We start from the raw sequence: 11,361 nt of genomic DNA on the forward strand, positions 1-11,361 counted from the left end.
TCCGCCGCGGGCGCGCCCCCGCCACCACCGGCCGGGAACGGCGCCGAGGAGGACACGGCCGGCGGACCCGGCCGGCCGGGCGGGCCGGACACGCCGGGCGGTTGAGGCGCAGCGCATACGGCAGTGGGCCCGTCCACCCCGGGGTGGACGGGCCCACAGCTTCACACGCCGTGCGGCGCGGAGGTCATCCGGCGAGAACGGCCTCGGCGTCGAGCGTGGCGGCGACCGCCTGGATCACCGCGGCGATCTTGAACGCCTCCTGGACGGCGTCGCGCTCCACGCCGGCCTTGCGCAGCACCTGCTCGTGCGAGTCGAGGCACATGCCGCAGCCGTTGATGGCGGAGACCGCGAAGGACCAGAACTCGAAGTCGACCTTGTCGACGCCCGGGTTGCCGATGACGTTCATCCGCAGGCCGGCGCGCAGGTTGCCGTACTCGTGGTCCGACAGCAGGTGACGGGTGCGGTAGAAGACGTTGTTCATCGCCATCACCGCGGCGGCGGCCTTGGCGGCCGTGTACGCCTCCGGTGACAGGTTCGCCTTCGCCTCCGGCTCCAGCTCGCGCAGCACGATGGCCGAACGCGAGGCGATCGCCGTCGACAGCACCGTGCCCCACAGCTGCTGGGCCGGCAGGTCGGAGTTGCCGATGACCGAACCCAGGTTGAGCTTCAGGTCCTTGGCGTAGTCCGGTATGCGGGACTTCAGGGAGTCGAGCGACATGTCAGGTCACTCCCCGGCCAGCAGCGCGACCGGGTCCAGGGTGTCCTCGCCCTTGGTCCAGTTGCACGGGCAGAGCTCGTCCGTCTGGAGGGCGTCGAGGACCCGCAGGACCTCCTTGGGGTTACGGCCGACGGAGCCGGCGGTCACCATGGTGAACTGGATCTCGTTGTTCTGGTCCACGATGAACACGGCGCGCTTGGCGTAGCCGTCCTCGCCCTCGATGCCGAGGTCGCGCATCAGCTCGTGCTTCGGGTCCGCCATCATCGGGAACGGCAGGTCGCGCAGGTCCTCGTGGTCCTTGCGCCAGGCGTGGTGGACGAACTCCGAGTCACCGGAGAAGCCGAGGATCTGGGCGTCGCGGTCGGCGAACTCGTCGTTCAGCTTGCCGAAGGCGGCGATCTCGGTGGGGCACACGAAGGTGAAGTCCTTGGGCCACGCGAAAACGATCTTCCACTTGCCCTCGTAGGTCTTGTGGTTGATCGTCTCGAACTCCTTGCCCTTCTCCAGCGAGACGCAGGCGGTCAGTTCGAACTCGGGGAACTTGTCACCGACAGTGAGCACGCGCTCTCCTTGCAGCGAAGAAACACCCGTAATGCGGTGTTTCCCATGGGTTGGACGATGTTGATGTTGGCACAGGGTGCATTGATTAGTGAAATAGCTACACTCGGTCGTGTTGATCGAGGGGAGCTATCAGTGACGGTCGGCAAGAGGCGCAGACAGCCGAGTCTCGCGCAGCTCCGGGCGTTCGCCGCGGTCGCCGAGCACCTGCACTTCCGGGACGCCGCCGCCGCGATCGGCATGAGCCAGCCCGCCCTGTCCGGCGCCGTGTCGGCGCTGGAGGAGACACTGGGTGTCACCCTCGTCGAGCGTACGACGCGCAAGGTCCTGCTCTCACCGGCCGGGGAACGCCTCGCGGCCCGCGCCAAGGCGGTGCTCGAGGACGTCGGCGCGCTCATCGAGGAGGCCGAGGCCCTGCGGGCGCCCTTCACCGGGGTCCTGCGGCTCGGGGTGATCCCGACCGTCGCCCCCTACCTGCTCCCCACGGTCCTGCGCCTGGTCCACGACCGCTACCCCGACCTCGACCTCCAGGTGCACGAGGAGCAGACCTCGCGCCTGCTGGACGGCCTCGCCGGCGGACGGCTGGACCTGCTGCTGCTCGCCGTGCCGCTCGGCGTCCCGGGCGTGACCGAACTTCCCCTGTTCGACGAGGACTTCGTGCTCGTCACACCGCTGGGCCACTGGCTGGGCGGCCGGGAGGGCATCCCGCGCGAGGCACTGCGCGAGCTGAAGCTGCTGCTCCTCGACGAGGGGCACTGCCTGCGCGACCAGGCCCTCGACATCTGCCGCGAGGCCGGACGCGCGGGCGTCCCGGCCACCACCACGGCGGCCGGGCTGTCCACGCTGGTGCAGCTGGTGGCCGGCGGGCTCGGCGTCACCCTGCTGCCCCGCACGGCCGTCGACGTCGAGACCACCCGCGCCGGCCGCCTGCTCACCGGATACTTCGCCGACCCGGCACCCACCCGCCGCGTCGCCCTCGTCATGCGCACCGGCGCCGCCCGCTCCGCGGAGTACGAGGAGCTGGCGGCGGCCCTGCGGGAGGCGATGCGGGCCCTGCCGGTGCGGACGGTGGCTGCCTGAGGGTGTCCGACACCCCCCGGCACCGGCCGGGCCCTCCGGGAGCTACTCCGTGCGCAGCCCGTCCGGGCGCATCATGCGCAGCAGCGGCGGCAGGCTCAGCAGGGTCACCACCACGACCACGCCCGCCCCGATGCCGGTCATCTGCAGGACGCTCGACCAGTCCACGCTGATCGGTGTCGCCGTCATCCGCAGCAGCACCGCGCCCAGGGTCATGCCGACGACCGACGCCACCAGCAGTCCCAGGCCGATGGGGATCGCCGTCTGCCACAGCACCGACAGGCTCAGGGTGCGCCGCCGGGTGCCGAAGGCGACCAGGGCCGACAGCAGCTTGCGGCGTTCCCGCAGCTGCTCCAGCTGGGAGACCAGCAGACTCGCCCCGATCAGCGCCAGGACGGCGGTGGCGCCCACGAACAGGCCCGTGCGGATGGCCTCGAAGCGGTCGGACCGCTCGGTCGCCGCCCACGTCATCGGCTTGGCCAGCGGATCGATCGCGGCCGCCGTGTTGCGCACGTGCTCCCGGGCGTACGGCACCGAGTCGTCGATGGCCAGGTACAGCCGGCCGCTGACCGCCTCGGCCACCTCGGCGGGCAGGGCGCCCGGGGTGATGAGGAAGCCGCCGCGCTTGCTGCCGGTCGGGTCCTCGACGGAGTCGGCCTCCTTCAGCCCCTCGGGGAGGGTGAAGACGGCGTCCGCCGACGCGGAGTTGCCGGCGTCCTTCTCCAGGTACAGCTTCTGTCCCGGCCGGGCCAGCGACGCGGTGTCGGTGTCGTACTCGCCGCCCCGCAGCGCGAACACGTCCCCGTCGGCGCACGAGGGCAGCTCGGCCACCTGGCGCAGGGTCGCGCAGTCGGCGACGGTCAGTTCGGCACCGCGCTCCGGCCCCTGGCTCCAGGGCCGGTCGCCGAAGTAGCCCCCGGACATCGCGTACACCGTGCGGACACCCTTGGTCTCCTCCAGCTTCGCGGCCGCCGCGGCGAGTTCGATGCCGTCCGGCACGTGGACCGACATCTGGGCCCGCGTCAGGTCGACACCGGTTTCCTCGGTGTAGTCGCCCTCGACCCCCGCGAACAGCATCTGCAGCGCGATCGCGCCGGCCACGGCCACGGCGATGCCGTTGACCATGCGGGCAGCCGCCCCGCTGCTCAACTGAAGGCGCCGGACCGCGAGTTGCCAGGCCACGCCGCCGGCGCCGAGCCGGGCGACGACGGATTCCACGATCCACGGCAGCAGCGCCGTGACCCCGACGAGCAGGCAGATGACGCCGCCGGTGACGAGGTACCCGTTGAAGTCCCCGTTCTCCCGGCCCTGGCCGAGCATGGGCGCCAGCATGCCGAGACCGGCCAGCGGGAGCAGCAGCCGCCACCACAGGCGGCGGCGGGCCGGCCGCGCCGTACGGACCACGCCCAGCGGCTCGATGACCACGCCGCGCAGCGCCAGCAGGGTCACCAGGACCGCGGCGGCCGGCACGGCCACGGCGACCACCAGCGCGAGCAGCGGCGAGGGGTTCAGATAGCTGGGGAAGACACTGATCCGGAACACCTCGACGGACGCGGCGAGTTCACGCCCGGCGAGGAAGAAGCCGGTGCCGAACAGCAGTCCCAGCAGCGCCCCGCCGAGGGCCTCGCCGGCGGCGATCCGCCGGGTCATGCCGCCGTCGGAGCCGACCAGGCGCAACGCCGCCAGCCGGCGGTCGCGCCGTTCGCCGCCGAACCGGACGGCCGCGGCGATGAACACGGCGACCGGCATCAGCAGCACCACGAAGACGACCAGGACCAGCAGCATGAGGACCGGGTCCAGCTCCTCCGGCGTCGCGTCCGGGTTCCCGAAGGAGTCGATGCGGCCGACGATCCCGTCGCCGGCCCGGTCCGCGAGGCCCTCGGCGCCCGCGTAGTAGGCCAGCTCCTGCGAGCCGATCAGCCCCTGTTCGCCGATGGTGCCCACGATCTCATGGGGCAGCCGCTCGCGCAGCAGGGCACCGCTGTCCGAGTCGAGGAGTTCCCGCAGCGCGGGGGAGACGACCATCTCGCCCGGCGCGGGGAACTCCCGCAGGCCGGGCGGCAGCGGGGCCCTGTCGCCCTCGGGTTCCAGCAGCCGGCCGCGGACGTCCCGGCCGTCGAACTCCGTGTTGGTGTCCGCGGTCATCAGGGTGTCGTCGGCGCGCGGGATCTGCTCGCCGTACGTGTAGTTGAGGCGGGCCTCCTCCCGCCGGTGCCGCTCCGCCAGCGCACCGGGCAGGGCGGTGGTGAGCAGCAGCAGCGCCACGCCCAGCCCGACGCCGACCGCGGTCAGCAGGGCCCGGATCCAGCCCTCCCGCCCGCCGGCGAAGGCGAACCGCAGTCCCATGCCGAGGTCCCGTGCGGCAGCCCGGGCCCTCGACGCCGCTCCCGCGGCGGGGTTCCCCCGTCCGTCACTCATACGACGCGCTCCATGTCCCTGGACCTGCCGTCGCGCACGACGATCTCGCGGTCGGAGTACGCGGCCACCCGCGCCTCGTGCGTGACGAGGACGACGGCGGCGTTGGCGGTCCGGGCGGCGTCGGTGAGCAGTTCCATCACGCGTTCGCCGTTGAGGGAGTCCAGCGCGCCGGTCGGCTCGTCGGCGAACACCAGCCGCGGGTCGGTGACCAGCGCCCGCGCCACGGCGACCCGCTGCCCCTGGCCGCCGGACACCTCGCCGGGCCGCTTCCTGCGGACGTCGTCGACCTCGAGGCGTTCCATCCAGGTCAGGGCGGCCCGCTCGGCGTCCTTGCGGGGCGTGCCGTTCAGCCGCAGCGGCAGGGCGACGTTCTCCACGCAGGTCAGTTCCGGCACCAGCTGCCCGAACTGGAAGACGAAGCCGAAGGCGGAGCGCCGCAGCGCGCTGCGCTGGGCGTCGCTCATGGCGGTCAGTTCGCGCCCGTCGTAGGTGATCGACCCGGAGTCGGGCGTGACGATCCCGGCGAGGCAGTGCAGCAGCGTGGACTTGCCCGAGCCGGAGGGGCCCATCACGGCGACGACCTCGCCGGGGTGGATGGAGAAGTGGGCGCCGTCGAGCGCGGTCGTCGGACCGTACTCCTTGCGCAGGTCCCGGGCGACGAGCAGGGAACCGGGGGGTGGTGTGGTCATCGGGCCACCGCCTCACGGAGCTTGTCGAGGCGGGCCGCGGTCAGCTCCAGCCAGCGCAGGTCGGCCTCGAGGTGGAAGAGGGCGTGGTCGCAGATGAGCTGGTCGGCGAGGTCGCCCTTGCGCTTGCGGTCGGTGAGGATGCGCATGCTGCGCAGGTGTTCCGAGCGCTGGGTGTCGAGGACGTCGGCGGCGTCGCGGCTGGTGAGCAGCGCGAGGACGACCTTGGTGTAGAGGGTCGACTGCAGGTAGGGCTCGGGCTTCTCGGGTGTGGCGAGCCACCGTTCGACATCGGTGATGCCGGCTTCGGTGATCGCGTACCGCTTCCGCTCGGGGCCGCCGCCGGCCTCGATGCCGTCGACTTCGACGAGCCCGTTCTTCAGCAGGCGGGACATCGTCGAGTAGACCTGGCCGTAGTGCAGCGGCCGGTCGTGACCGAACTTCTCGTCGAAGGCCCGCTTGAGGTCGTAACCGTGGCGCGGGCCGGACTCCAGGAGCCCCAGGAGGGTGTGACCGATGGACATGGCGAGCACTCTACACACCGTGTATACGCCGTGTGTATACGCCGAGTGTGCAGTCCTTCCCGGAGGGTGTCGCCGACCTGGTGGGAGCCGGTTGTCACGGTTCTGTCACCGCGGCGGCGGCGCCCCCGGCCGGAGGCGCGGCGGCCGTGACCCGGGGTGTCCGCCGGGGTGGCGGGCCCGCTCAGTCCGGCGCCGGTCCCGGCTCCTGCGGACCCGGCTCCCCGCCCCGGGGCGGACGGCCCCGGCGAGGGATCGGCCGGACCTCGCCCGGCAGCCGGCCCGCCTCCGCCAGCGCGCGCCGCAGGAGGAACTCGATCTGGGCGTTGGCCGAACGGAACTCGTCGTTCGCCCACCGCGCCAGTGCCTCGTACACCAGCGGATCCAGCCGCAGCAGCACCTGCTTGCGCTGCTGCGGCCCGCGCCGCGGGGACGCTCCCCCGGGGGAGTCCGACGGGGTGGTCACTGGTAGAGCGTCCCGGTGTTGAGGACCGGCTGCGCCGACCGGTCGCCGCACAGCACCACCATCAGGTTGGACACCATGGCCGCCTTGCGCTCCGGGTCGAGCTCGACGATGTCCTGCTCGGCGATCCGGGCCAGCGCCGTCTCGACCATGCCCACGGCACCCTCGACGATCAGCTGCCGGGCCGCGACGACCGCGCCCGCCTGCTGGCGCTGGAGCATCGCCGAGGCGATCTCGGGGGCGTAGGCGAGGTGGGTGAAGCGGGACTCGATGATCTGCACCCCGGCCGCCTCCACGCGCGCGTGCAGTTCGACGGCCAGCTTCTCGGTGATCTCCTCGGCGTTGCCCCGCAGGGACAGGCCGCCCTCGTCGTGGGCGTCGTAGGGGTACTCGATGGCGATGTGCCGGACGGCCGCCTCGGTCTGGGTGGAGACGAACTCGACGTAGTCGTCCACCTCGAAGGTGGCCTGGGCGGTGTCCTCCACCCGCCACACCACGACGGCGGCGAGCTCGATCGGGTTGCCGTAGGCGTCGTTGACCTTCAGCACGGCGGTCTCGTGGTTGCGCACCCGGGTGGAGATCTTGGTGCGCGAGGTGAAGGGGTTCACCCAGCGCAGGCCGTCCTCGCGGATCGTGCCCCGGTACCGGCCGAAGAGCTGGACCACCCGGGCCTCGCCCGGCGCCACCATGTTCAGCCCGCACATCGCGAGGAACGAGGCGACGGCGATCAGGATGCCGCCGGTGATCAGCACCGCCTTGCCGCCGGTCCCGGTGACCGCCGTGGCGGAGATGATCAGGCCGGTGCCGAGCAGCAGCCCGGTCAGGCCGAGGGTCAGGGCGAGTCCGCCGCCGATGCTGTGCGCCGGTGTCTCGCGGACCCGGGGCGCGGGCATCTCGGGTGTGTCCGCGGTGAGCTGCACGTCGTGTGTGGACAAGGGGGTCCCCCGTTTCCTCGGACGCCGCGCGCACGTCGGTGCGGCTAGCGTCTGCCTATCCAAGTGATATCACTTTAACGCATCGCGGCAACCTTGCGCTCCCGCCGCACGTCGGTTCCGGTGGGACGGGTGCTGATTGTCACGTCCGTAACGACCGCATCGGCAGCCCTTTGTCACAGCACCCGGTGTTAGCTTTCTGAGCTGACCCGAGCGGCCGTACCCGTGTGGCTGCATGACACACATGAGCGAAGGCGAGCAGAGGGACACCCATGGGACGAGCGGATGAGCGACGCGCACGACAGCGCGGTGGGCGCCGGGCGGCACCCAGGGGCCGCCGCGCGCCGCGCGGGACCGGGCGCACCGGCATACGCCGCCTCTTCACCTGGAAGAAGCTGCTCGGCACGTTCTTCACCCTCTGCCTGCTCGGCATGGGCGCCTTCATCGTGCTGTACATGATGATCGACATCCCCGAGGGGAACGCCGACGCCAAGCGGCAGAGCAACGTCTACAAGTACAGCGACGGCTCGATGATGGCCCGCGACGGCGAGGTCAACCGCGAGGTCGTCGACCTCGCCCGGATCCCCAAGGCCGTCCAGCGGACCTTCGTCGCCGCCGAGAACAAGACCTTCTACCAGGACGCCGGCGTCGACATCAGGGGCACCACCCGCGGCCTGGTCAACACCCTGTCCGGCAAGGGCGCGCAGGGCGGCTCGACGATCACCCAGCAGTACGTCAAGAACTATTACCTCACCCAGGACCAGACCGTCTCGCGCAAGCTGAAGGAACTGGTCATCTCGCTGAAGCTGGACCGGGAGAAGTCCAAGGACTACATCCTCGCCGGCTACATCAACACCAGCTACTACGGCCGCAACGCCTACGGCATCCAGGCCGCCGCCCGTGCCTACTACCGGGTCGACGCCGAGGACCTCACCGTCGAGCAGGGCGCCTACCTCGCCGCCCTGCTCCAGGCGCCCAGCCAGTACGACTGGGCGGTCGCCTCGGAGACCGGCCGCAAGCTGGTCACCGACCGGTGGAACTACGTCCTGGACAACATGGTCGAGCAGGGCTGGCTCGACGCGGGTGAACGCTCCGGCATGAAGTTCCCGGTGCCCAAGGAGCCGCAGGGCGACCCCGGCATGGCCGGGCAGACCGGCTACCTGGTGCACGCCGCCAACTCCGCACTGAAGCAGCAGCTGGTCGCCGAGGGCACCGCGGAGGACGCCAAGCACGCCGACGCCCTGGTCGACGCGGGCGGCTGGACCATCACCCTCAACATCGACAAGAAGAAGCAGAAGGCGCTGGAGAAGGCCGTCAAGACCCAGCTCACCGACGAGCTGGACCCGAAGAAGCGCAAGGTCGACGCCGACATCCAGGCCGGGGCCGTCTCCGTGGACCCGAAGACCGGCGCGGTCGTCGCGATGTACGGCGGCCAGGACTATCTCAAGCACTACGTCAACAACGCCACCCGCGCCGACTACCAGCCCGCGTCCACCTTCAAGCCGGTCATCCTGGCCGCCGCCCTGGAGGAGGAGGCCGAGACGCAGGACGGCGAGCCGATCGGCGCGAACACGGTCTACGACGGCACCAGCGAGCGGCAGGTCGTCGACGGCGGCCGCAAGGTCGGCTTCGCCCCGGAGAACGAGGACGACGGCAACTACGGCGACATCACCGTCCAGACGGCGATGAACAAGTCCGTCAACTCCGTGTTCGCGCAGATGGGCGTCGACGTCGGCATGCCGAAGGTGATGGAGACCGCCGGCAAGCTGGGCATGGCCGTCGAGGACCTGGAGGCCGTGCCCGCCCAGACCCTGGGCTCCATGGGCGCGAGCCCGCTGCGGATGGCCGGCGTCTACGCCACCCTCGACAACCACGGCAAGAAGACCACCCCGACGATCGTGAAGTCGGCGGAGCACCGCAGCCGCACCGTCACGATGCCCGACGCCATCGGCGAGCAGGTCATCAGCCGCGAGGCCGCCGACACGGTCACCTCGGTCCTGACCGGCGTGGTCGACGACGGCACCGCACGGCGCGCGGTGCGCGACAACCCGCTGCGCAACGGGCAGCAGGTGGCCGGCAAGACCGGTACCTCCGACAACAACAAGTCGGCCTGGTTCGCGGGCTTCACCCCCGACCTGGTCACCACGGTCGGCCTGTTCGGCGAGGACGACAAGCCCCCGCACAAGCAGGTCGAGATGTACGGGGCGGGCGGCAACGACCGCGTCAACGGCGGCGGGTACCCGGCCCGGATCTGGGCCGCGTACACCTTCGGCGTCCTGAAGGAGACCAGCGAGTTCGACCTGCGGACCCGGCAGGGCGCGGCCGTGAAGCCGACCCGGTCGCCTTCGGCCGGCGAGTCGCCGTCGCAGTCGCCGAGCTCCGAACCGCCGAGCCGCGAACCCACCAGCGAGGCACCCACCACCGAGCCGCCGACCCAGGACCCGACGACCGAGCCGCCGACGCAGAACCCGACGACGAAGCTGCCGGACGGCACGACCACGCCCCCGCCGACGATCGGGCTCCCCGACGACCCGGGCGACGGCGACCGGGAACGGGACCGGGAACAGTAGCCGGGAGCAGTGACCGGCACGGACGACGACGAGGGGGCGCCCCGGTGTGCGAGCACCGGGACGCCCCCTCGTGGCGTACCGTCGCGGCCGGTCAGCCGGTGTGGTTCAGCTCGAACCACACCACCTTGCCGGTGCTCAGCCGGGTCGCGCCCCAGCGCCGCGCCATCCGGTTGACCAGGTACAGGCCGCGCCCGCCCTCGTCCGTGGCGCGCGCCTGCCGCAGCCGCGGCAGCTGCGGCACGTCGTCGCCGACCTCGCAGCGCAGCACGTCGGTCCGCAGCAGACGCAGCGTCACCGGCCGCGTGGCGTACCGCACCGCGTTCGTCACGACCTCGCTGACCAGCAGCTCCACCGAATCACTGAGCTCCTCCATGCCCCACCGGGACAGCGCGCGCCGCGCCAGCCGGCGGGCCCGGCCGGGGGCGGCGTCCTCCGGCTCCAGGAACCAGTACGCCACGTCGCTCGGCGCGATCCCGTCGAAGCGGGCGGCGAGCAGCGCGATGTCGTCGTCCCGGTCGCCGGGACCGAGCATGTCCAGCACCTCGTCGCACAGCGCCTCCAGGGGCGGCGGATGGTCCGGCCCGGTCAGCTGCGCGGTCGCGGCCAGCTTGTCGCGCAGCTGGTCGATGCCGGTCCACACGTCCCGCAGCCGGGACTCCACCAGGCCGTCGGTGTACAGCAGCAGCGTCGCCCCGGCCGGGGCGTCCAGCTCCACCGCCTCGAAGTCCACGCCGCCGACCCCGATCGGGGCGCCCGCGGGCACCCGCAGCACCTCCGCCCGGCCGCCCAGGTGCAGCAGGACGGGCGGCGGATGGCCGGCGTTGGCGATGGTGATCCGGTGCGAGACCGGGTCGTAGACCGCGTAGAGGCAGGTCGCCATGCGGTCCACGCCGAGCCGCTGCGCCTGCTCGTCGAGGTGGTGCAGGACCTCCTGCGGCGGCAGGTCGAGGCCCGCCAGGGTCTGCGCGGTGGTCCTCAGCTGGCCCATGATCGCGGCGGACGTCATGGAGTGGCCCATCACGTCACCGACGACCAGGGCGACCCGGCTGCCGGGCAGCGGGATCGCGTCGTACCAGTCGCCGCCGACCCGCGCCGTCTCCGCGGCCGGCAGATAGCGCGAGGCCAGCCGCACCCCGGTGCAGCGGGGCAGGTGCTCCGGCAGCATGGTGCGCTGCAACTCGTCCGCGATGTACGCCTCGCGGCCGTACAGCACCGCCTTGTCGATGCCGAGGGCGCTGTGCGTGGCGAGCTGGGCGGCGACCAGCAGGTCGTCCGCCTCGAACGGGATGCGTTCCGGGCCGCGCAGGAACAGCGCGGCGCCGATCACGCGCCGGCGCCCGCGCAGCGGCGCGAGGATCGCGCGCTGGCCGTCGGGCACGGCCGACTCGCCGTCCGGGCCGAGGAGTTCGGGCAGCGCG

10 protein-coding genes are annotated in these 11,361 nt (G+C 72.0%); 2 read left to right on the forward strand and 8 right to left on the reverse strand.

All coding sequences use genetic code 11. The annotated features are described in order from the left end of the window. Window positions 1–184 precede the first annotated feature (184 nt). Both G3I53_RS20830 and G3I53_RS20835 read right to left on the reverse strand, forming a co-directional pair. Window positions 185–718 (reverse strand): alkyl hydroperoxide reductase, encoded by a 534-nt coding sequence (locus G3I53_RS20830; RefSeq protein ID WP_164338087.1) that lies wholly within the window; start codon window positions 716–718, stop codon window positions 185–187. A 6-nt stretch (window positions 719–724) separates the two neighbouring features. Continuing rightward, window positions 725–1,279 carry a peroxiredoxin gene (locus tag G3I53_RS20835; RefSeq protein WP_164338088.1) on the reverse strand — a complete coding sequence of 185 codons (555 nt, stop codon included), beginning with the start codon at window positions 1,277–1,279 and terminating at the stop codon, window positions 725–727. 132 nt (window positions 1,280–1,411) lie between these two features. On the opposite strand from G3I53_RS20835, the gene G3I53_RS20840 reads away from it, so the two are divergent. Next, window positions 1,412–2,356: a LysR substrate-binding domain-containing protein gene (locus tag G3I53_RS20840; protein WP_164338089.1), complete on the forward strand. Its 945-nt coding sequence runs from the start codon at window positions 1,412–1,414 to the stop codon at window positions 2,354–2,356. Between the two features lie 42 nt (window positions 2,357–2,398). On the opposite strand, the gene G3I53_RS20845 is transcribed toward G3I53_RS20840, so the two are convergent. From G3I53_RS20845 to G3I53_RS20865, 5 genes are all read right to left on the reverse strand, one after another. Beyond that, the gene (locus G3I53_RS20845; RefSeq protein WP_164338090.1) at window positions 2,399–4,771 is read right to left on the reverse strand and encodes an FtsX-like permease family protein; all 2,373 of its coding nucleotides are present in this window, start codon (window positions 4,769–4,771) and stop codon (window positions 2,399–2,401) included. Next, entirely contained in the window at window positions 4,768–5,460 is a 693-nt protein-coding gene (locus G3I53_RS20850; RefSeq protein ID WP_164338091.1) for an ABC transporter ATP-binding protein, read from the reverse strand. Before G3I53_RS20850 ends, G3I53_RS20845 begins: the two co-directional genes overlap by 4 nt. Beyond that, on the reverse strand, window positions 5,457–5,981 hold the full coding sequence (locus G3I53_RS20855; RefSeq protein ID WP_164338092.1) for a PadR family transcriptional regulator: 525 nt from the start codon (window positions 5,979–5,981) through the stop codon (window positions 5,457–5,459). The genes G3I53_RS20850 and G3I53_RS20855 overlap by 4 nt, the downstream gene beginning before the upstream one ends. A gap of 181 nt (window positions 5,982–6,162) precedes the next feature. After that, window positions 6,163–6,444, reverse strand: coding sequence for a hypothetical protein (locus tag G3I53_RS20860; protein WP_164438642.1), 282 nt, complete (start codon window positions 6,442–6,444; stop codon window positions 6,163–6,165). Beyond that, a complete protein-coding gene (locus tag G3I53_RS20865) occupies window positions 6,441–7,376 on the reverse strand; it encodes an SPFH domain-containing protein (RefSeq protein ID WP_164339023.1) in 936 nt (311 codons plus the stop codon). Before G3I53_RS20865 ends, G3I53_RS20860 begins: the two co-directional genes overlap by 4 nt. Window positions 7,377–7,645: 269 nt before the next feature. Here G3I53_RS20865 and G3I53_RS20870 point away from each other — a divergent pair, with 269 nt between their 5' ends. Beyond that, the gene (locus G3I53_RS20870) at window positions 7,646–9,943 is read left to right on the forward strand and encodes a transglycosylase domain-containing protein (RefSeq protein WP_164339024.1); all 2,298 of its coding nucleotides are present in this window, start codon (window positions 7,646–7,648) and stop codon (window positions 9,941–9,943) included. A gap of 91 nt (window positions 9,944–10,034) precedes the next feature. Here the strand turns inward: G3I53_RS20870 and G3I53_RS20875 are convergent. After that, window positions 10,035–11,361 (reverse strand): ATP-binding SpoIIE family protein phosphatase (locus tag G3I53_RS20875; protein WP_164438643.1); only part of this gene is annotated, 1,327 nt, incomplete at its 5' end.

The sequence above is a fragment of the Streptomyces sp. SID14436 genome, from assembly GCF_010548465.1.
GTDB lineage: Bacteria > Actinomycetota > Actinomycetes > Streptomycetales > Streptomycetaceae > Streptomyces.

Bases quoted from the DNA above. Each gene is read 5' to 3' on its own strand.
- G3I53_RS20830 (WP_164338087.1), bottom strand. From the start codon at position 718: ATGTCGCTCGACTCCCTGAAGTCCCGCATACCGGACTACGCCAAGGAC.
- G3I53_RS20845 (WP_164338090.1), bottom strand. From the start codon at position 4,771: ATGAGTGACGGACGGGGGAACCCCGCCGCGGGAGCGGCGTCGAGGGCC.
- G3I53_RS20850 (WP_164338091.1), bottom strand. From the start codon at position 5,460: ATGACCACACCACCCCCCGGTTCCCTGCTCGTCGCCCGGGACCTGCGC.
- G3I53_RS20855 (WP_164338092.1), bottom strand. From the start codon at position 5,981: ATGTCCATCGGTCACACCCTCCTGGGGCTCCTGGAGTCCGGCCCGCGC.
- G3I53_RS20870 (WP_164339024.1), top strand. From the start codon at position 7,646: ATGGGACGAGCGGATGAGCGACGCGCACGACAGCGCGGTGGGCGCCGG.